The 20123-nt window shown below is 55.9% G+C and carries 19 protein-coding genes; 5 read left to right on the top strand and 14 right to left on the bottom strand.

The genetic code is table 11. The annotated features are described in order from the left end of the window. Positions 1-19: 19 nt before the first annotated feature. From fhuB to CLV44_RS06365, 4 genes are read right to left on the bottom strand one after another with little or no spacing between them, the layout of a single operon-like run. Positions 20-1975, bottom strand: coding sequence for a Fe(3+)-hydroxamate ABC transporter permease FhuB (gene fhuB / locus CLV44_RS06380; RefSeq protein WP_106591279.1), 1956 nt, complete (start codon positions 1973-1975; stop codon positions 20-22). Next, positions 1975-2889, bottom strand: a complete 915-nt coding sequence (locus tag CLV44_RS06375; protein ID WP_106591278.1) for an ABC transporter substrate-binding protein — start codon at positions 2887-2889, stop codon at positions 1975-1977. Before CLV44_RS06375 ends, fhuB begins: the two co-directional genes overlap by 1 nt. An 11-nt stretch (positions 2890-2900) precedes the next feature. Then, on the bottom strand, positions 2901-3668 hold the full coding sequence (locus CLV44_RS06370; RefSeq protein ID WP_106591357.1) for an ABC transporter ATP-binding protein: 768 nt from the start codon (positions 3666-3668) through the stop codon (positions 2901-2903). Beyond that, positions 3652-4506: a siderophore ferric iron reductase gene (locus tag CLV44_RS06365; RefSeq protein ID WP_106591277.1), complete on the bottom strand. Its 855-nt coding sequence runs from the start codon at positions 4504-4506 to the stop codon at positions 3652-3654. The genes CLV44_RS06370 and CLV44_RS06365 overlap by 17 nt, the downstream gene beginning before the upstream one ends. Before the next feature lie 109 nt (positions 4507-4615). Between CLV44_RS06365 and CLV44_RS06360 the strand changes: the two genes are divergently transcribed. Beyond that, entirely contained in the window at positions 4616-5563 is a 948-nt protein-coding gene (locus CLV44_RS06360; protein WP_170069282.1) for a helix-turn-helix transcriptional regulator, read from the top strand. A 95-nt stretch (positions 5564-5658) separates the two neighbouring features. After that, positions 5659-7737 carry a TonB-dependent siderophore receptor gene (locus CLV44_RS06355; protein WP_106591275.1) on the top strand — a complete coding sequence of 693 codons (2079 nt, stop codon included), beginning with the start codon at positions 5659-5661 and terminating at the stop codon, positions 7735-7737. 111 nt (positions 7738-7848) lie between these two features. Here CLV44_RS06355 and CLV44_RS06350 read toward each other — a convergent pair whose 3' ends face one another. The 9 genes from CLV44_RS06350 to CLV44_RS06310 all read right to left on the bottom strand — a co-directional run bounded on the left by CLV44_RS06350 (position 7849) and on the right by CLV44_RS06310 (position 16745). Continuing rightward, complete coding sequence (locus CLV44_RS06350) at positions 7849-9357, bottom strand: fumarate hydratase (protein WP_106591274.1); 1509 nt, start codon at positions 9355-9357, stop codon at positions 7849-7851. A 120-nt stretch (positions 9358-9477) separates the two neighbouring features. Further along, on the bottom strand, positions 9478-10347 hold the full coding sequence (locus CLV44_RS06345) for a prenyltransferase (RefSeq protein ID WP_106591273.1): 870 nt from the start codon (positions 10345-10347) through the stop codon (positions 9478-9480). A 118-nt stretch (positions 10348-10465) separates the two neighbouring features. Further along, complete coding sequence (gene trhP, locus CLV44_RS06340) at positions 10466-11827, bottom strand: prephenate-dependent tRNA uridine(34) hydroxylase TrhP (protein ID WP_106591272.1); 1362 nt, start codon at positions 11825-11827, stop codon at positions 10466-10468. A gap of 41 nt (positions 11828-11868) precedes the next feature. Beyond that, entirely contained in the window at positions 11869-12423 is a 555-nt protein-coding gene (gene thpR / locus CLV44_RS06335; protein ID WP_106591271.1) for an RNA 2',3'-cyclic phosphodiesterase, read from the bottom strand. A 37-nt stretch (positions 12424-12460) separates the two neighbouring features. Beyond that, complete coding sequence (locus CLV44_RS06330) at positions 12461-13108, bottom strand: glutathione S-transferase family protein (RefSeq protein WP_245912622.1); 648 nt, start codon at positions 13106-13108, stop codon at positions 12461-12463. Further along, positions 13105-13956 carry a hypothetical protein gene (locus CLV44_RS06325; protein ID WP_106591270.1) on the bottom strand — a complete coding sequence of 284 codons (852 nt, stop codon included), beginning with the start codon at positions 13954-13956 and terminating at the stop codon, positions 13105-13107. Before CLV44_RS06325 ends, CLV44_RS06330 begins: the two co-directional genes overlap by 4 nt. 111 nt (positions 13957-14067) lie before the next feature. Then, positions 14068-15714 carry a chaperonin GroEL gene (gene groL / locus CLV44_RS06320; RefSeq protein ID WP_106591269.1) on the bottom strand — a complete coding sequence of 549 codons (1647 nt, stop codon included), beginning with the start codon at positions 15712-15714 and terminating at the stop codon, positions 14068-14070. Between the two features lie 68 nt (positions 15715-15782). Next, on the bottom strand, positions 15783-16076 hold the full coding sequence (locus tag CLV44_RS06315; RefSeq protein WP_106591268.1) for a co-chaperone GroES: 294 nt from the start codon (positions 16074-16076) through the stop codon (positions 15783-15785). 207 nt (positions 16077-16283) lie between these two features. Further along, positions 16284-16745 (bottom strand): FxsA family protein, encoded by a 462-nt coding sequence (locus CLV44_RS06310; protein WP_106591267.1) that lies wholly within the window; start codon positions 16743-16745, stop codon positions 16284-16286. A 298-nt stretch (positions 16746-17043) separates the two neighbouring features. Between CLV44_RS06310 and CLV44_RS06305 the strand changes: the two genes are divergently transcribed. The 3 genes from CLV44_RS06305 to CLV44_RS06295 all read left to right on the top strand — a co-directional run bounded on the left by CLV44_RS06305 (position 17044) and on the right by CLV44_RS06295 (position 19568). Continuing rightward, a complete protein-coding gene (locus tag CLV44_RS06305) occupies positions 17044-17805 on the top strand; it encodes an SDR family oxidoreductase (RefSeq protein ID WP_106591266.1) in 762 nt (253 codons plus the stop codon). Between the two features lie 118 nt (positions 17806-17923). Beyond that, on the top strand, positions 17924-19279 hold the full coding sequence (locus CLV44_RS06300; RefSeq protein WP_106591265.1) for an AmpG family muropeptide MFS transporter: 1356 nt from the start codon (positions 17924-17926) through the stop codon (positions 19277-19279). 73 nt (positions 19280-19352) lie between these two features. Beyond that, positions 19353-19568: a hypothetical protein gene (locus CLV44_RS06295; protein WP_106591264.1), complete on the top strand. Its 216-nt coding sequence runs from the start codon at positions 19353-19355 to the stop codon at positions 19566-19568. Between the two features lie 45 nt (positions 19569-19613). On the opposite strand, the gene CLV44_RS06290 is transcribed toward CLV44_RS06295, so the two are convergent. Then, positions 19614-20096, bottom strand: coding sequence for a YajQ family cyclic di-GMP-binding protein (locus CLV44_RS06290; protein ID WP_106591263.1), 483 nt, complete (start codon positions 20094-20096; stop codon positions 19614-19616). Positions 20097-20123: the final 27 nt, after the last annotated feature.

Genomic DNA, 20123 nt, shown 5'->3' with positions numbered 1-20123 from the left:
TCGGATCTCCGGAATACTTTCAACTCAGGCGCCTGCGCGCCAGCAACCACACGAAATAACTGCCACCAACAACTGAGGCAAGCAGGCCTGCTGGTATCTGTTGCGGCCAGACAAGAATGCGCCCGAACCAGTCGGCCAAAAGCATTAGAATGGTTCCCACCCCTGCTGCAACGAGTAGCTGGGGCACCGTCTGCCTCGCCCCCAGCAGCGTAGCCATATGAGGTGCCAACAAACCGACAAAAGCAACGGGGCCCAGCATTGAGGTGACCAGTGCCGTGAGTAGCGCCACCAGCAACAATAAAAAAATACGCACCCGGAACCGGTCCAGCCCTCGCCCGGCTGCGAACTCATCTCCGATCGCAATCAGGGTCAGTGCATGCCGAGCCAGCAAAGCCAACCCTCCACCTAGCAACGTTCCGGCGGCCAGCATCAATGCTTGGAAAGGAGAAATTCTGTATGTGGATCCCGCCAACCACCCCAGAATGGCGGTCGTATCATGCGTCCCCCGCGCCAGCGAAAACTGCACGACCGCATCCAACAGTGCTGCCAGTGAAATCCCCATCAGCGCCATCATCCCGGGGGCATAGTGATGACGCCGCCCCAGCAAAAGCAACAGTAACAGGGCCGCCAGACTCCCCCCTAGGGCGACCATCGGACCCGCCTCTCGGACAGAACCGCCGAATATCATTACATTCATTACTAACGCCAGCGTAGCGCCGGCGGACAACCCCAGGATATCTGGGCTCGCTAGGGGGTTTCGAATCAAACGCTGCAGCACAACCCCGGCAACGGCCAGTGCGGCACCTGCACTGGCGGCTGCAAGGACCCTCGGCCAACGCAGAGACAGTATCAGGTCGTCAGGCCACCCCAAGTGCCAGCCAGCATTGCCGGGCGCCAGGGTAAGCGAAAACACTGCCGATAGCATGATACTCAACAGCATTAAGCCAACGACACAGGGGTGCAGCCGCTGTCGCCCCGATGGCAACCGACGTTCGGTATCGTCACCCGTCAGGCGGTTGCGCGCCAACCAAATCAAAGCCGGGGCACCAATGAGTGCAGCCGCCGCACCACTGGGTACAAGGTCCGATAAAAATTTACTGAATAGCAGCGCCAGCGTGTCCGTTGCCAGCAGCAGCAGACTTCCCAGCAACAGACTGAAGCCCAGTTCATCACGGGCACCGTGGCTACCTAAAAGGCGTGCCAGATTGGGCGTGAGCAAACCAATAAAACCAATCAGGCCTACCGCTGTAATGCTCACCGCCGTCAGCCACAGCGCCGCCAGCATGAGCAACAGCATCACTGGCAACAGGCTCATGCCACGCCCCTGTGCGGCGGTATCACCCAACCGCAATAGTATCAGTGGCCTGGCAGCCATCAGCAGCAGCAAAGGCAACGGCCATAGCCGCGGAAACAACCACTCTACCCACTGCCAATCGGTCTGCGCCAAGTCACCCGCCCCCCAGATAAAAAGGTTGCGTGCATACTGCTCGTTCAACAGCACCAGGCCAGACGCAACACCTCCCAACAATAGGTTGACCGCCATCCCCGCCAGCACAACTGGAAGTCCCCTGAGCCCCGAACGTCCGGCTATCAACATGACCAGTAGGACTGCTGATATGGCACCGGCCATAGCAGCCCAACTGCCCCATACCGCTGCCAATACCGGCGAAATAAGCGTCATGAGCACCACCCCCAGCCAAGCCCCCGAGGCCGCTCCAATTGTCATAGGTGATACGAGTGGGTTCTGCAACAACTGTTGCAGTAGACTACCAGTCAGCCCCATGACACCGCCTACCAGCAGGGCCATGGCAACTCGTGGCAATGACGAAAACCAGTACTGATATCCGGCAAAATTGGCTGGTTCGGCTCCCAACAGCAGCTGCCACTGCACATGCAGTGGCAGCTGGGTATCAATCTGTAGCTGTACAACGGCCATTGCCAGCAACAGTATGAATGTATACAGATAACGACGCATCAAGGCTGCACCTCCAACAGGGCCGCCGTAATGGCTTCTGCCAGATGCTGAATCGATAGTGCCCCGCCATAGGTCCACACCGGCTTCACAGCGGCAAGACGATCATTTTTGACAAATGGCATGAACTGCCAGAGCGGCATGCTGAATAGCTGGTCGCGTTTAGGAAACGGCTCAATATACAACAGCACACCGTCTCCCACGGCTGCCAAATCGGTTACCTGCTTTTGCACCTGCCCCCAAGTAGTCACCGGCTGCGGCAATGCATTGGACAACCCTAGCGCATCGAGTGCCGCTTCAACCATGGAGTTAGCACCATAGACACGCGCATAAGCAGCATCGCCAAAACGCACTACCGCAACATCAGGCGATACCCCGGCAAAGTGTGCCTTCACGCGCATTGATAACTCATCAAGGCGATGGTCCCGCTGCTGTAGCTTGACGTGTGCTTCGGACTCACGCCCCAGGGCTTTAGCCAGCATAAGAAACGAACTTTCCACTGCAGCCACATTACTGTGATCCGCTCTATAATTGTCGAAATAGAGCACTGGGGCGATTAATTCTAGCTGATCCAGCAGTCCCTGCTGCTGGGAACCAATGATGATGAGGTCAGGGGAAAGGGCGACCAGCAGCTCCAAACTGGGTTCATCACGACGCCCGACATCCGTGACTCCTTCAGGCAGAGCCGGCTTGACCACCCAGTCTCGATACCCCCTTGTATCCGCCACACCGATGGGCGTAACACCAAGTTCAATCAGCTCTTCCGTGACAGCCCAGTTGAGTGCGACTACTCGCTGAGGGGGGGTATCAAAGGACTGCACACCGCGACTGTCATTTACGTTGACTGCCGCCCTGGCGGGTATGCTCAACACACACAGAGTCACTATCAAAATAATATTCAGTGCTTGAAAATACATGAAACTTGACCTCAAGCCACGACAGCCACGACCTCATCCCGACCGGGGTGAGCGCACAAGCGGATATCGATACCATACAGATTGGACAAGGTATGTTCACACAGCAGCTGTGCCGGCGTGCCGTCACACGCTAGCACTCCCTGCTTCAAGGCCAGGACTCGATCGGCATATCGCATGGCCAAGTTGATGTCATGCAGAATTACCACGACACCTCGACCGGTATCACGGTTCAGCTCGTACAACAGGGACATGAGTTCATATTGATGTGACAGATCCAGTGCCGAAGTGGGCTCATCCAACAGTAACAATGGTGACTGCTGTGCCAGTAGCATGGCCACCCAGGCACGCTGTCTCTCACCACCAGACAAAAGATCGGTCATCTGGTCAGCATATTTCAGCACATCAGTCTGCGCCATCGCCTCCTGGGCATAACTCCGGTCTTCCACCGTCAACCGTGACAGCAAACCTCGCCATGGATAGCGCCCTTGCAACACCAGATCTTGCACAGTCATGCCAGCAACAACAGGCAGCTGTTGAGGCAGAAAGGCTATCTCACGCGCCAACATACGTTGAGAGTAGGCCGAAAAATCCTGCCCTCTCAGCTTCAGCTGGCCTTCGTCCGGCAGCAGCTGGCGTGCCAGCAGCTTCATCAGGGTAGACTTCCCCGAACCATTGTGGCCCAAAATCACGGTCATCTCATTCGTCGCCAGCGTCAACTGACCCAGCGTCAAAATATCACGCCCCTGACGACTGACACGAATATCACTCAGCTCCAGCATCCTGACTCCATTCCTCCTGCAAACGTTTGATGCGGATATGCTTGGACTGTCGCGGGCAGGTTTTGCACACGCTACCGTCATCACGCCGATAGTGCTGGCAGCAACCCTTGCGATCCAGAGCCATTTCAATACCCTGCTCAGGAATGGCAAAACTCATCAAGCCACTGGCGCCCGACAGATTTGCGCCCTCCAGCCACTCACTAGCACGTTCACGTATGGCGGCCTCATGACTTTCCCCCAACAGTGGACGAACATGCAGTAGCGTGGACAGAATCCTGTCAGCCAAGAGACGCTTTGCCAGCACTGGGTTGACTTTGATCTGTCGACCCAACTGTTCCAGCCAACGCTCACAGGTCTGACGCAATCGGCAAGCACTTTGCCAACGGTCACTCTGATTTCCCTCCATCAAGCCCTCAGTGAGCGTCATTCCGGCGACTACGGCTCCCTGACAATGTTGTCCCATGTGCTCCGGGTTAAGCGAGCGCTGCAGCACCTCAGTGGCCAATATCGATAGCAATACCGGCTGCCAAATCAGTACTCCCCACGCACGTGCACCCCAGTAGTGCCGCCCCGCTTCTGGGTGCTGCTGTTTGAGTGCTGCCACCAGCTCACCGAGCAATACCGTCTCATCACGGGTAACAACCAACATGTTCTTATCCAGACGGCCTGTTTCAATCTTCACCCCCGGTAGCAGAGATATACCTAATTGAGCCAGTTGCTGAACCGGACGGACTAGCGCTGGTTGTATGATGCATGCAGTCACCGAAGTACCCCCACAAGTTGAGTAAGCAGGCGAGACAGAATAATTATAAAAAAAGAAAATGACAATGATTCGCATTATGGAATAACATCATGTTTTTATGCGTCCGCACATTTGTGCTTCTCAAACAGCTTTGGGCCCTGCCATTGGCGTCCGACTGGTAATTCATATTTCAAAAGGGGTCCGAGTGAACACAGCGACAACTTTCGAACAGCGCTTCATGACCAGTGATTTCGAAGCTATCGGCCGCAAATATGCGATACGCTACGATTTCCCAGAAGCACGGCCCTCCCGCTCTCAACCGGTACTCCACGGTCAACTGAGTGAATACACGCTTGATTCAGGCTTGCGGTTGACATTTTCAAACGTGCGTGTGATCACCACGTATGAATCACGTTCCACTGGTGAAGCCGCCCTGTTTGTTTGTCTGCTGCTGAAAGGAAAACTGCGCTTTCGCATACATGACCAGGTCTTCAACCTTGAACCCGGCATGGCCCTAGATATGTCCCTGCATTCCGGGCAACCGGTAGAGGTCTCGCACCCGGCGGGTCAGCAACTGCACACCATGACCCTGGTCTGGCCCGGTCGTTCTACTACACCCCACACATTGCTTGAGCAGCTTGTTCCATTTGAAACAGAGCGCGCACCAGCACTCTGGCGGCTGCCTTCTGGGTTCCACCAGCAACTATGCCAACTTGACCCTGCACCAGCACAGACGCTCGCACAAAAACTACTTATAGAAGGTGTCGCCTTGCAAATTGTTGGGTACAGCTTCAAACACATGCCCGCCAACCGAACGCACTCCAGGGTATCATCGGCTGAAGCCGCTCGACTCTACGAACTACACGACCTGATTACGGTATATCCCGAGCAGCCCTATACCGTCCAAAGCATGGCTGAACAGGTTGCCATGAGCAGCAGCCGGTTGCGCCACAAATTTCGCCTGCAGTTTAGTGAGAACCTGTTTGACTTTATTCGCCGTCAGCGGTTGACCAAGGCCCATGGCCTGGTGCTGGCAGGTTACTCAATCGAGCACACCGCCCACAGCTGTGGCTACGCCCACACCTCTAACTTTACGACAGCATTTAAGCGACATTTCGGCTACTCACCAGGCAAGCTGATGCGACAATGTTGAGTATTGACCATAACGATTGAACCACTACGCATAACCTGAACGCCCTCTTAAGTGGAATCATTCTCATTTCCAATAAATCCAGAAATGAGGTTTAAATGTTCACTCGCTGCAGATTGTCCACTGCCATAACCCTGTTGACGGCAGCCAGTGCCTTAGCTGGCAGCGTCCAGGCCGACCAATCCACAATGACTCAGGATACGGTCGTCATTACTGCTACCCAAGGTGCAACAAAAGTGGAAACGCCTCTTGTCGAGACCCCGCAAGCTGTCTCCGTCATCAGCCGTGAAGAGTTTGAGCGGCGCGCACCACAGAGTGTTCAACGTGCCACCAACTACACGCCGGGCATCTTCACAAACCAGGTCGGCGCTTCCAACCGCTATGACTATCTGGTCTTGCGCGGCTTTTCCGATGGCAGTATCGGTAATACATATTTGGACGGCCTCAAACTGATGGGAGACACCAACTCATATAGTGCAGTGGTCATCGATCCTTGGTTTCTGGACAGCATTGAAGTAGTGCGCGGTCCCGCTTCTGTACTTTACGGACGCGCCTCTCCCGGGGGCCTTGTTGCGCTCAATAGCCGCAAGCCAGTTTTTACACGCGGCGGCGAGATTCGGGGAACCGCGAGCGGCAACAGCCAGCGTAGCCTAGCCTTCGACCTGACCGGCCCGGTCAGCAAAGCACAGGGGCTAGCCTTCCGTCTGGGCGGTATTGTCAGCGTAGCGGATACCCAGTTCGGCCCGGTAGAAGAAGAGCGCCGTGTATTGAAGGGGGATCTGACCTGGCGCCTCTCCGATGCAACTACGCTGGAGCTGCTGGCGTATTTGCATGACGAGCCCGAAGGAGGCTACCACTCCGGCCTGCCCTACGAGGGCACCGTGGTTGACCGCAACGGTCGCCGCATCAGCAACACCTTCTTCGAGGGCGAAGAGGATTACGACAAGTTTGACCGCGCCCAGCAGTTGTTTGGCTACTCAGTGGAGCACCACTTCAATGACCGCTGGACTTTCCGCCAGAAGGCACGCCATCTGAGCTCCGATGTAGAGAACAGCCAGCTCTATGCCTACGGTTGGGCCAACGCCAACGAACTGACTCGCTACTACTCCGGTGGTGAAGAAAACCTGTCGGCCTGGACATTGGATAACCAGCTGGAAGGGGTTCTAGCCCATGGCGACACCGAACACCGGCTGCTGATCGGCCTGGACTACCAGTACCGCAACAACGATGTCAGCTGGCTTTCGGGTGCCTTCACCAACATCAATCCCTTCAACCCTGTATACGGCTCAGAACCGACCGCACTCTGGCCCCCACATCTGGAGGAACACCGCCTGAAGCAGACCGGTTTCTACCTGCACGACCAGATCAGCCATGGCAACTGGCACTTTGCCTTGGGAGGCCGCTATGATCAGGTGAAGATTCGCAACGAACAGCTGGCCTATGGAGTTGTCAGCGAATTGGATGAGAGTCAGCTTAGCGGTCGCTTGGCCGCACTCTACTTTATGGATAACGGTCTGGCCCCCTATGCCAGCTACTCCATCGGCTTTACACCCACCAGTTTTGTTGATGCCAATGGTAACCTGCTGCAACCAATGGAGGGTAAACAGGTGGAGGTCGGCCTGAAGTACGAACCGATCGGCAGCAACAGCCAGTACAGTGCCGCTCTGTTCCACATTACCCAAACCAACATCGCCACCAAGGAACAGCCCACAGACCCTTACCGCGCCATCGGTGAAATCGAGTCTCAGGGTCTTGAATTTGAGGCGCGCACCGAGCTCAGCCCGAAGGCCACCTTTAGAGCTGGCTACAGCTACACCGATGCGACCTACAGCGAGAGCGATGACGGCAATCAGGGCAATGATGTGGTTTATTCCCCGAAACATCAGGCCAGCTTCTGGCTGGATTACCGCTTGAACGCCCTGACAAGCTCAGTGGGCCTGCGTCACTACCGCGATATCCAGGCTGACCGGGCCAATACTCATACATTGCCGAGCTATACACTGATGGACCTTGCCCTCCACTACGACTTGGGGCAGATGGGCGACGGCAGCGCCTATGCCCAGCTGAACGTGAACAACCTGTTCGACAAAGAATATGTTGCCTCCTGTAACTCGCTGGAGTTCTGCTACTTCGGTGCCAAACGCAGCATCAAAGCCAGCTTTGGCTACAAGTTCTGACCCTTAAAATGCAAAAAGTCCGGTGTGCAAAAGCACTGCCGGACTTTCTCTTTGCTTTAACGCAGCTGTAGACTCACCCAGACACCTTGGCTAGGTCAGCCTAAATCTGGATCAAACCGCCTTGTGAGCGATGATATCCTTCCACTTGGCCGGGCCTGTGTTATGAACGGACTCACCAGCGGTGTCGACCGCAACGGTCACCGGCATGTCTTTCACTTCAAACTCGTAGATCGCTTCCATGCCCATTTCCGGGAACGCCAGCACCTTGGCACCGGTGATCGCCTTGGACACCAGATACGCAGCACCACCCACGGCCATCAGGTAAACCGCTTCGTTGTCCTTGATCGCTTCGATCGCGATCGGACCACGCTCGGACTTGCCGATCATGCCCAGCAGACCCGTGCTTTCCAGGATCTGGCGTGTGAACTTGTCCATGCGGGTAGCGGTGGTCGGACCTGCCGGGCCCATCACTTCGTCACGGACCGGATCGACCGGACCCACGTAGTAGATGAAGCGCCCTTTCAGATCCACCGGCAGTTCTTCACCGTTGTTCAGCATTTCGACCATACGCTTGTGCGCTGCATCACGCCCGGTCAGCATTTTGCCGTTGAGCAGGATAGTCTCACCAACTTTCCACTCTTTTACCGCTTCCGGCGTGATCTCATCCAGGTTGACGCGACGGGTGTTGGCACCGATCTCGAAGGTCACTTCCGGCCAGTCTTCCAGGCTCGGCGGTGTCAGTACAGCCGGGCCATTGCCGTTCAGGGTAAAGTGCGTGTGACGAGTCGCCGCACAGTTCGGGATCATGCACACCGGCAAAGACGCGGCGTGAGTCGGGTAATCCATGATCTTGACGTCAAGAATAGTGGTCAGACCGCCCAGACCCTGAGCGCCGATGCCCAGTGCGTTAACCGCATCCATGATCTCCAGACGCAGCTCTTCGACCCGGTTCTGCGGGCCGCGTTCACGCAGCTCGTGGATGTCGATCGGGGCCATCAGCGACTCTTTCGCCATCACCGCCGCTTTCTCGGCCGTACCACCGATACCGATACCCAGCATGCCCGGCGGACACCAGCCAGCACCCATGGTCGGTACAGTCTTGACGATCCAGTCGACAATGCTGTCGGACGGGTTGAGCATCGCCATCTTGGACTTGTTCTCGGAGCCGCCGCCTTTGGCTGCGACGTCGACGTGTACTTCATCGCCTTCGACGATTTCGTAATGGATCACCGCCGGAGTGTTGTCCTTGGTGTTCTGACGTTTACCCGCCGGGTCAGCCAGAATGGACGCACGCAGTACGTTATCCGGGTTCAGGTACGCACGACGGACACCTTCGTTGACCATGTCGGTCACCGACATCTTGGCATCCCACTGTACGTTCATGCCGACTTTCAGGAACACGGTCACGATACCGGTATCCTGACAGATCGGGCGCTGGCCCTCGGCACACATGCGGGAGTTGATCAGGATCTGCGCCATGGCGTCTTTCGCCGCCGGGTTTTCCTCTTTCAGATAGGCTTCATGCACACCCTGAACGAAGTCGATCGGGTGGTAGTAGGAGATGAACTGCAGCGCATCGGCGATGCTGCTGATGAAATCGTCCTGGCGAATAACGCTCATTCGTGACGCTCCAATCTGGCTTGGTTGTGATTCGATACAGCCGGACAACATCCGACCGTCGGCAGAATTTGGTGCAGCATTATACACCAATTCAGGTTTGGAAATTCTCGGGTATTGGTATTAGAACGCCAGTGCCAGTGGATTCACCAGCGCCACGCAGAACAATACACCAAAGCCCAGCAACAGGCGCGCCGTGGCGGGTGTCAGCGGTGCTCTCAGTTCTGCCGGGGCCCGCAGCAGACGCACAGGCTTGAGTGCCAGCGGCAGGCTTAGCAACACCCAGAATGCGCCAGGCAGCACCCCCAGTAACAGCAGCAGCGCCAGCATCACGTAAGCCGCAGCCAACAGGCCAAAATAGAGCTTTACCGATGCCGCATAGCCGATCCGCACCGTCAGTGTCTGCAACCCGTCGCGACAGTCGCTTTCATGGTCACGCAACTCATTGCTCAACAGCAGCAACGACACCAGCAGACTGACCGGCACCGCCTGCAACACCAGTGCAACGGTCAACGGCGCACCCAGAGCGACCGCACTGCCGGCGATCATCAACACGCCCATCAGCCAGAACACCAGCACAACGCCGAGTCCACGGCTTTTGTAGTTGACCGGGCTAACCGTATAGCCCAACGCGCCAGCCAACCCCAGAACACAGAGCAGCAGAAAGCCGACTCCCTGCTGGATAACAAAATGAAAGCCGATCGCCGCCGCCAGCAGAAAACAGAGCATGCCAGAACGAAAATTACGCCGAATGGCCGCGATCAACGCAGCACTGCCCGGCTGCTGACGCAGCAGCGCGATGTCGGTGTAGTCGTTGATCAGATTAACCCCCGCCTGCAGCAACACCCCGCCGATCAGAACCATCAGCGCTTCAAGCGGATTGATCGGCACCTGCTTCGCGGCCAATACAATGCCGATCAGGCAGGTTACCCCTGCGACCGGAAAGGAGAACGGACGCAAGGCGCGGATAAAGGCATATTTGCCGAGATTCATATTTCAGCTCTTCACAGTAATGGTCACAATGGCCGCAGCATAACGTACATCCTTACAGCGCTGCTCCCTGTACATGAAAGAGGGAGCCTGTGGCTCCCTCGGATCAGCGCGGCAAGGATCAGCCTCGGGCAGGTGCATTCGGCAGATCACGCATCAACAGCGCGTAGGTCATATCGGTATCGACCGCCATCGGAATGCGCATACGGTGACCAGACCCCGGTGCCACCTCGGCGGCATTGCCTTTTTTATCCAGCATCGACTGCAACTGGAAACGCGTATTACCGGCCGGTGTCATCAACTCCAGCGTATCGCCGGTCTTGAAGTGATTTTTCACATCCACGTCAATAAAGCCGTTCTGCGTATCATGGCCGATAATCTCGCCGACAAACTGCTGGTGTACACCCACCGAATTGCCAGTCTCGTAGTTCTGGTATTCGTCATGTACGTGACGACGGTAGAAACCTTCGGTGTAGCCACGGTTGGCCAGGTTCTCCAGCGTATCCATCAGGTTCATGTCGAACGGCTTGCCCGCCACCGCGTCATCAATCGCCTTGCGATAGGCCTGAGCGGTCCGCGCTACGTAGTAATGTGACTTGGTACGGCCTTCGATCTTCAGCGAGTCCACGCCCATCTCGGCCAGCTTGTGTACATGCTGAATCGCACGCAGATCCTTGGAGTTCATGATGTAGGTGCCGTGTTCATCCTCGAACGCCGGCATGTATTCGCCCGGACGCGTCTCTTCCTGCAGCAGGAAGATCTTGTTACTGGGCGTACCCTCACCCAGTGCAGGCTGTGCCGCCGCACTCATGTCGGCAGGATCAAAAGACTGCACCGGCACAATATCGCCGGACTCGTCTTCCCTGGCCTCATGGGCATCATACTTCCAGCGACAGGTATTGGTGCAGGTACCCTGGTTGGGATCGCGGTGGTTAATGTAGCCCGAAAGCAGGCAACGTCCCGAGTAAGCGATGCAGAGCGAGCCGTGGACAAACACTTCCAGCTCCATCTCCGGGCATTCCTGACGGATCTCGGCGATCTCATCCAGGGACAATTCACGCGACAGGATGATGCGCTCGATACCGGCCCGGTGCCAGAATTTCACCGACGCCCAGTTCATGGTGTTGGACTGGACCGACAGGTGGATCGGCAGGTCCGGATACTTGTCCTTCACCATCATGATCAGACCAGGATCGGACATGATCAGCGCATCCGGCCCCATGGCAATCACGGGGTCCAGATCCTTCATGTAAGTCTTGAGCTTGGAGTTGTGCGGCATGATGTTGCTGGCCACAAAGAACTTCTTGCCCAGCTCATGCGCAATGCGAATGCCTTCGGCCAAGTTGTCATGGGTAAAGTCGTTGTTGCGTACCCGCAGGCTGTAGCGCGGCTGGCCCGCATAGACCGCATCCGCACCATAGGCGAAAGCATATTTCATGTTCTTCAGGGTCCCGGCCGGGGACAGCAGTTCTGGTGTGCGCATAAAGCCTGTCTCAAATTGGAAGGCCTGACCCCGGACGGCAATCAGGCAGATAGATGAACGTCAAACAGTGGCGCATAGATGGAGCCACGCTCCCCCGGACGACTCTGGTACAACACCACTGAGTCAGCCGGTGTCGTCAGCCCCGGCTGCGGCCAGCACTCCGGCACTTCGAAGCGGTTTTTTGCAGGCAAGCGAGCCAACGTCACATGGGGTTTGAAATCGCGCTCATCATAGCGGATTCCCGCTTTTTTGGCGATATTGACCATACGTTCATGAAGGGCATTAAGCGGGGCATGATCACTGGTCAGAGCAGCCAGTACCGCCAGCCGAGGATTGGCTCGGTAATACCCCAAGTGATCCAGTGGCACCATGAAACCAGGCTGGTCGGCCAGCTCTTCACGGCTCAACTGCTCCAGCTCAGTCACCTGTTCCAGCGTGACATCACCCAGAAAGCAGAGCGTAAGGTGGTAGTTTGAAGAGTCCACCCAGTGGGCATCGAGACCACGGTCGAACTCGCACAGGGTATCGGCGCAATCCGATAACGGACGCGCGACCCGCTCCGGTATCGGTAATGCAAAAAACGTTCTTATTTTCATAACGAGGGACCTGCTACCCAAGGCAGCAGGCGCTGCATCATCCTTTTGCTTGTGCCATCAGGCGCTTCTGCGCCGGGTGTGATAACACCGATTTGATCCAGCGGTGTACGTTCGGGTAGGCGCTATAGTCGAAACCCGCGAGTTTCGGCCAGCTCAGTACCATGGCACCATGAATATCGGCGATGGTGAACTGCTCTCCGCTGATCCATTCGCGGCCGTCCAGCTGCTGTTCCAGCAACGGCAGGAAACGGTTCAACTCGGCAGCGGCACGTTCCAGCACGGCCTGATCAGGGTTGCCATTGGTAAACTTGAACTGGATCAGCATATCCAGTGCCGGCACTTCCATCTGGTTGCTGACGTACAGCGACCAGCGCAGGATATCGGCTTCCGCCGCCGGCGTGTCAGCCCACAGACGGCCATGGCCGTACTGGCGTGCCAAATAGTAGAGAATCGCCTGGGTCTCGAACAGGACCAGCTCGCCATCCACCAGGGTCGGAATCTTGCCGGTCGGATTCAGTGCCCGATAGTCGTCTGATTGTGCCTGCTCGCTGTGCGGCAGCATATCCACAGACTCATACTCCAGTCCCAACTCCTCCAGCGCCAGCATTACCATCCCGGCACGGGAGAACACACTGCCATAGACCTTGATCACGTCGTTGATCTCCATTGATGATTGAGCATTCAACCCGCCTGCTCCAGTTTGAGCTGCAGGTTGTTGAGTTGCTGACGAATACGCAGCAGGTCCTGACTCAGCTGGCGACGGGTACCGTCGATCGCCTTGATCGCCTGTTCGTTCTGCCGAATCCGCTGCGCCAATTCGGCACTGGCATCGTTGCCACCGCTCAGGCCGGACAGTTGCTCCGTCAGCTGTTTCTGTATCTTCAGGCGGCCCTCGCTTTCCAGCTTCAGGCTCCGTTCCAGCGTCTCCAGTTGTTTCTCCACTCCACCCAGGCGCCCCTGCACAGCGGTTTTCAATGCTGCCTGTTCCGTTTTCAGCGTCGCGACCTGTGAAACTCCTTCATTAGCCTTGGCAACTTGAGCACGTACACTTGCCAGACTGTTCTCGGCAGTACTGAGCTTGAGCTGCAGCGCCTTTAACTGCTCACCATGCTGCTCCAACTGAGGTTTGTTGCGCTGATAGGCGATGGTCCACAGCTTGGCGATTTCAGCATCAACATGGGTCAGCCGTGTGGTCATGCGCGTATCAACATCCTGCAATCGTTGCTGCAGGGTCTGGCCTGACTGCTCGGCACTGTCTGAGGTCACCGCCAGCATCGATTCCAGAGATTCGACTCGATCACGCGCCTGCGCCAATTCTGCCTGCAAACCGAGCAACTGCTGTTGCTGTTGCATCAGGTTGTAACCGAGATAGCCACCACCCGCCGCCAGCAACAGCAGGATAAACGTCAGCAAGACACTGCCGCCCCGCTTTTCGGCGGGCACTTGACCCTGTGGTGGCGCTGCCCTGCTGCCCGATGCTACCAGTGATTCCAGTCCTGCCGGGTCCAGACCCGGCTCCTTACGTTCACTCATCAGTATTTCAATCTTTGCCGCTCATCAAGCGTTCAACCCTAGCAGGTTTGCCGAAAACGAAAAAGCCCCGCAATCGCGGGGCTTCGGGTCAATCAGGAGACCGGAGGCTGATTACATCATGCCGCCCATGCCACCCATGCCGCCCATGCCACCCATATCCGGCATGCCACCGGCATTTTCTTCCGGATGATCAGCAATCATGGCTTCGGTGGTGATCATCAGACCGGCAATGGAAGCCGCTGCCTGCAGTGCAGAACGGGTTACCTTGGCCGGGTCGATGATGCCCATTTCCATCATGTCGCCATAGACTTCATTACCGGCGTTGAAACCGAACGCGCCTTCACCGGCACGGACCTTATCTACAACCACGGAGCCTTCACCACCGGCATTGCCGACGATCTGGCGCAGCGGAGCTTCCATGGCACGCAGCGCCAGCTGGATACCGATGGTCTGGTCATGGTTGTCGCCTTCCAGGCCTTCAACCTTGCTCAGCGCACGGATCAGGGCAACACCACCACCCGGTACCACACCTTCTTCAACCGCAGCACGGGTTGCGTGCAGAGCATCGTCAACGCGAGCTTTCTTCTCTTTCATTTCCACTTCAGTGGCTGCACCGATCTTGATAACAGCAACACCGCCTGCCAGCTTGGCAACACGTTCCTGCAGTTTTTCACGGTCGTAGTCAGAGGTGGTTTCTTCGATCTGGGTACGGATCTGCTGTACACGCGTGTCAATGTCAGCTTTGGAGCCGGCACCATCGACAATCACCGTGTTTTCCTTGGTGATGTTGATGCGCTTGGCAGTACCCAGCTGCTCCAGAGTCACGGTTTCCAGGCTCAGGCCGATCTCTTCAGAGATTACCTGACCACCGCTGATCACGGCGATATCCTGCAGCATCGCCTTGCGACGATCACCGAAGCCCGGTGCCTTAACGGCGCAGACTTTGACGATACCGCGCATGGTGTTGACCACCAGAGTTGCCAGCGCTTCACCTTCAACGTCTTCAGCCACGATCAGCAGCGGACGGGAAGACTTGGCAACCTGCTCCAGCGTCGGCAGCAGCTCACGGATGTTGGAGATTTTCTTGTCAACCAGCAGGATGAACGGCTCTTCCAGCTCGGCAGACATGTTGTCCTGGTTGTTGATGAAGTACGGCGACAGGTAACCGCGGTCGAACTGCATGCCTTCAACGACTTCCAGTTCGTTGTCGAAGCCGGAGCCTTCTTCAACGGTGATAACGCCGTCTTTACCAACACGCTCCATCGCTTCAGCGATGATCTGACCGATTTCCGGATCAGAGTTGGCAGAGATGGTGCCGACCTGAGCGATCGCCTTGGAATCTTCACAAGGTACAGACATCGCCGCCAACTGCTCAACAACCGCTTTCGCAGCCTTGTCGATACCACGCTTGAGGTCCATCGGGTTCATGCCGGCCGCAACAGACTTCAGGCCTTCGTTGACAATCGCCTGAGCCAGAACAGTTGCAGTAGTAGTACCGTCACCGGCAACATCGTTGGCCTTGGAAGCAACTTCCTTGACCATCTGCGCGCCCATGTTCTCGAATTTGTCTTTCAGTTCGATCTCTTTGGCAACGGATACACCGTCTTTGGTAACCGTCGGTGCGCCGAAGGATTTGTCCAGCACAACATTACGGCCTTTCGGGCCCAGTGTGGCTTTAACCGCATCCGCCAGAATATTTACACCCTTGAGCATGCGCTGACGGGCATCATCACCGAAACGTACGTCTTTAGAAGCCATTGTTCAGTAGTCCTGTATTCAGTATCGAGTTAACGAGTTGACGATTTGAGCGACGCGAAGCTGAGCTTTCAGTCTTCCAGGACGCCGTAAATTTCACTTTCCTGCATGATCAGCAGCTCATCACCTTCAACCTTGACGGTGTTGGAGCCGGCGTACTGACCGAAAAGAATTTTGTCACCCACTTTGACAGCAGGAGCCTGGACGTCACCGTTGTTCAGTGTACGACCCGGGCCTACTGCCACGACTTCACCGCGGTTGGGCTTTTCGGCTGCAGAACCCGGCAGGACGATACCGCCGGCCGTAGTAGTTTCTTCTTCGCTGCGGCGAACGACAACACGGTCGTGAAGCGGACGAATTTTCATCTGGTTGTTCTCCTGGTATCTAGGATCCAAAGCGATATTGGTTATTAACGCGGACAACAGTGCATCCGAAACGAGTTGCATCTTAGATGGGGGGACGCCAATCGGTTTTCAATACCCGGGCTGCAATTTTTTTCTGCCCTGTGTGCCCCCACTCAAGAACTGAAGTGGGGCCACACCGGATAATTTCAAGAGGGGTTTCAGCAGCGTTTAATCGCGACGAGTGTACTCGCCATCAATCACATCGCCGCTGCGGGGAGGTTGGCTGTCATCGGGAGCATGGGTATGAAAATGGGCCTGCGTCGTCTGGCCCGCTGCGATAATCGTGAACCGGCTCAACAGTACCTTGACCAAACCTTTGCGTATCCCGGGCACCAGACAGCTGAAGCCGATGATATCGGTCACGAAACCGGGCGTAACCAGCAGCGCGCCGCCTACGGCCAACACGATTGCCTCGACCATCTCTTGCCCGGGAACCTCGCCCTGCCCCATGCGCTGCTGAGCACGCGCCAGTGTGGACAGGCCTTGGTAGCGCAGCATATTGACGCCTATAAAAGCCGACAACAGCACCAGGCCAACGGTATACCAGCCACCGATCGCCTGGCCCACCTGGATCAGTATAGTGATTTCAATGATCGGGATAATAATGAACAGCAAAAACAGGAAGCGCATAGAGTCTCTCGGTGATGACCTGTGGTTGTAGGGTTGGATTGTTTCATTTTTGTTCGGTTCAACCAAGTCACCGCCAGAAACTGAAGACGCGCCAAGAGATAAGTAAAAACCCTTATTAAACAGTATTTTAGCGCAATAAATCAGCATCATAAGCAATTGAAAATTTTTCGATTATCAGCTCTTTTAATGCCTTTTTAATGTGAAATATAGACTTTTCGGACGATGACAACTAGATTGGTGCAGTGCAACATGCTGCGCTGCACAATAAAAAATTTCCATACCAACAGAGGTGTATCCCATGGAACTCAAAGATAAAGTTGTAGTGGTAACCGGCGGCGGCCGTGGTCTGGGTCGTGCAATGGCTCTGGAATTGGCCGATAAAGGTACCAAGTTGGCGCTGGTCGATCTGAACCAGGCAGATCTGGATGAAACTGCCGGTCTGTGCATGGAAAAAGGCGTTGAAGTACGCACCTATGTAGCCAATGTTGCCGACGAAGCCGAAGTCGAAAAGCTGTTTACCGATATTGCCCGTGACTTCAGTGCCATCAATGGTCTGGTCAACAATGCCGGTATCACTCGCGACGGCCTGTTCCTGAAAGCCAAAGACGGTCAGGTAGTCAGCAAAATGTCGATGGAGCAGTGGAATCAGGTTATCAACGTCAACCTGACCGGCACCTTCCTCTGCGCCCGCGAAGCCGCTGCCAAGATGATCGAAACCGGCTCTGAAGGTTGCATCATCAACATCTCATCCGTTTCCCGCTCCGGCAACATGGGCCAGACCAACTACACCGCAACCAAAGCCGGTGTACAGGCCATGGCCGTGACCTGGTCCAAAGAGCTGGCCCGTTACGGCATCCGTGCGGCGTCCATCGCCCCCGGCTATATTGGCACCGAGATGGTCATGAGCATGAAGCAGGAAGCGCTGGACAAGATCGCGGCAGGCATCCCGGCCAAACGCTTGGGCAAGCCGGAAGAGATCGCCAAAACGGTCAGCTTCATTCTCGAAAACGACTACATCAACGGTCGCTGCATCGAAGTCGACGGTGCCCTGCGCATCTAGACTCGAACGGCCATAGCGACCGGTTCCTCTGTGCCGGTCGTATTCCCCGTCCCGATTCAGCATCTGTCCAGCACCCTTTGCTATACTGGCGCGCTTTACACCTGCAGGGACACACGCAATGCCTCAAGCCTGGAAAGAGACCTTTTCACGCTACCGGGATATCCGGTTGCTGTGGATATTCCTCATGGGCTGCTCCAGTGGATTTCCGTTTCTGCTCACCGGCAGCATTCTCAGCGGCTGGTTGACCGATGCCGGCATCAAGCGGGCTGAAGTCGGTTTGCTGGGCAGCGTCGCCATTGTCTATGCAATCAACTTTCTTTGGGCACCTCTGGTAGACCGCGTGCATTTGCCGCTGATCGGCCGTCTCGGCCAACGGCGCAGCTGGATTCTGGTCACTCAGGCGATGATGCTGGCCTTTACCCTGCTCTTGGCCACCGTCGACCCGACCTCGCACCTGCTGATGGCAGGGCTGTTCGCATTTGGTATCGCCGCCAGTTCCGCGACTCAGGATATCGCTGTTGATGCCTTCCGCATCGACCAGTTTGCTCCCCATGAACGTGACTACCTGCCACCGGCAGCCGCCATCGCCATCATTGGCTGGTGGACCGGCTATTCCTGGCCCGGCTACCTGGCCTTTACCCAGGCCGATAATCTGGGCTGGAGTACGATCTACCTGATGATGGCCGGCGTCATTATGCTGCTGATGCTATTCACCCTGCTGGTACGCGAGCCGGATACCGGGCGTGATCGGTTGCAGGAGCAAGCCGACCGGCAATATCAGCGCCAGCTGCATGGACACCGCTGGCTGAGCTGGGTTGCGGTCACCGTGGTCGAGCCCTTCGCCGAATTCTTCCGCAAGAATGGCGTCAAGGTCGCTCTCATGCTGTTGTTGTTCATTTTCCTGTTCAAGATTGGCGAAGCATTTCTCGGCCGCATGTCGGTCGTGTTCTACAAGGAGATCGGCTTCAGCAACGAACAGGTAGGTGAGTACACCAAACTGTTTGGCTGGTTCCTGACCGTCAGTTTCACTCTCCTTGGCAGCCTGTTCAACACCCGCTTCGGCATCGTCAAGGGGTTGCTGCTAGGTGGCAGTGCCATGGCTGCCAGCAACTTGATGTTTGCCGTACTGGCATCCACCGGCCCCATCGAGTGGCTGCTGGTGTTGACACTGGTGATCGACAATTTCACCACGGCTTTCTCTACAGTCGCCTTTGTGTCCTTCCTGACCCTGCTGACCGGACGCGCATTCAGCGCAACCCAATATGCCCTGCTCGCGTCCCTCGGCAACCTGGGACGAACGACATTGGCTGGATTGAGCGGCTATAGCGTCGATTGGCTTGGCAGCTGGGAACGGTTCTTTGTTGTTACCGCACTGATGGTGCTGCCGTCTCTATGTATGCTTTGGATGTTAAGAGACCGTTTCAATGGCATTAGTGAAAATTCCGAAGGCAGTGCCCACAAAAAATACAAATAGAAATCATTATCATTTACATGTCGAGCGGTGGTCACTATAGTCTAAGTATTCATTCACGACTGGAGTGGCTCTGATGACATTTCAAATCAATGCCTGGCTAGAACAACCCAACCCCACATTGAGCATCAGCGAGAAAAGCAGTGGCCTGATGCTGTTGCAATGGCAGGGGGCACAACTGCATCGATTATTGAGTAAGGGCGGACTGGTTGCGGAAGATTTCCGTCATCACGGCGAAAACCAACAACAGGCATTGGCACGGGAGCTGTTTCTGCTTTGCTGCCAGGAATGACAAGCGGTACGGACGCTGCCTGTAATACGGCAGCGCCCGTACTGGTCAGTCGCGGAAGTTATTGAACTGCAACGGCAGTTCCAGCTCAGCACTGCGTAACAGTGCGATCGCTTCCTGCAGATCATCACGCTTCTTGCCAGTCACGCGTACCTTATCGCCCTGAATCTGGGTTTGTACCTTGAGCTTGGCTTCTTTCACCAACTTGCCGATCTGCTTGCACATCGGCTGATCAAGCCCCTGACGCAACACCACTTCCTGCTTTGCCTTGACGCCGCTGACATCTGGATCCTTGATTTCCATACACTTGATGTCGATATTGCGGCTGGTCAGCTTGGCCTTGAACATCTCCAGCATCTGCTGCAGCTGGAAATCCACTTCCGCTTCCAGGGTCACAACCTCGGCTTTCTGCTCGAATGCTGCCTTGACACCCTTGAAGTCGTAACGGCTCTGCAACTCACGGTTCGCCTGATCCACAGCATTGGTCACTTCATGCATATCCAGCTCGGATACGACGTCAAATGAAGGCATATCACATCTCCTGTTAATATCGGTTTT

Origin of the sequence: Marinobacterium halophilum (genome assembly GCF_003014615.1) — a bacterium.
In the GTDB taxonomy this organism is placed as follows: domain Bacteria; phylum Pseudomonadota; class Gammaproteobacteria; order Pseudomonadales; family Balneatricaceae; genus Marinobacterium; species Marinobacterium halophilum.
Note: the sequence above shows the minus strand (reverse complement) of the source record. Positions and strands in the feature narration are given on the sequence as shown.

Bases quoted from the DNA above. Each gene is read 5' to 3' on its own strand.
- fhuB (WP_106591279.1), bottom strand. From the start codon at position 1,975: ATGCGTCGTTATCTGTATACATTCATACTGTTGCTGGCAATGGCCGTT.
- CLV44_RS06375 (WP_106591278.1), bottom strand. From the start codon at position 2,889: ATGTATTTTCAAGCACTGAATATTATTTTGATAGTGACTCTGTGTGTG.
- CLV44_RS06370 (WP_106591357.1), bottom strand. From the start codon at position 3,668: ATGCTGGAGCTGAGTGATATTCGTGTCAGTCGTCAGGGGCGTGATATT.
- CLV44_RS06365 (WP_106591277.1), bottom strand. From the start codon at position 4,506: ATGCGAATCATTGTCATTTTCTTTTTTTATAATTATTCTGTCTCGCCT.
- CLV44_RS06355 (WP_106591275.1), top strand. From the start codon at position 5,659: ATGTTCACTCGCTGCAGATTGTCCACTGCCATAACCCTGTTGACGGCA.
- CLV44_RS06350 (WP_106591274.1), bottom strand. From the start codon at position 9,357: ATGAGCGTTATTCGCCAGGACGATTTCATCAGCAGCATCGCCGATGCG.
- CLV44_RS06345 (WP_106591273.1), bottom strand. From the start codon at position 10,347: ATGAATCTCGGCAAATATGCCTTTATCCGCGCCTTGCGTCCGTTCTCC.
- trhP (WP_106591272.1), bottom strand. From the start codon at position 11,827: ATGCGCACACCAGAACTGCTGTCCCCGGCCGGGACCCTGAAGAACATG.
- thpR (WP_106591271.1), bottom strand. From the start codon at position 12,423: ATGAAAATAAGAACGTTTTTTGCATTACCGATACCGGAGCGGGTCGCG.
- CLV44_RS06325 (WP_106591270.1), bottom strand. From the start codon at position 13,956: ATGAGTGAACGTAAGGAGCCGGGTCTGGACCCGGCAGGACTGGAATCA.
- groL (WP_106591269.1), bottom strand. From the start codon at position 15,714: ATGGCTTCTAAAGACGTACGTTTCGGTGATGATGCCCGTCAGCGCATG.
- CLV44_RS06315 (WP_106591268.1), bottom strand. From the start codon at position 16,076: ATGAAAATTCGTCCGCTTCACGACCGTGTTGTCGTTCGCCGCAGCGAA.
- CLV44_RS06310 (WP_106591267.1), bottom strand. From the start codon at position 16,745: ATGCGCTTCCTGTTTTTGCTGTTCATTATTATCCCGATCATTGAAATC.
- CLV44_RS06305 (WP_106591266.1), top strand. From the start codon at position 17,044: ATGGAACTCAAAGATAAAGTTGTAGTGGTAACCGGCGGCGGCCGTGGT.
- CLV44_RS06300 (WP_106591265.1), top strand. From the start codon at position 17,924: ATGCCTCAAGCCTGGAAAGAGACCTTTTCACGCTACCGGGATATCCGG.
- CLV44_RS06295 (WP_106591264.1), top strand. From the start codon at position 19,353: ATGACATTTCAAATCAATGCCTGGCTAGAACAACCCAACCCCACATTG.
- CLV44_RS06290 (WP_106591263.1), bottom strand. From the start codon at position 20,096: ATGCCTTCATTTGACGTCGTATCCGAGCTGGATATGCATGAAGTGACC.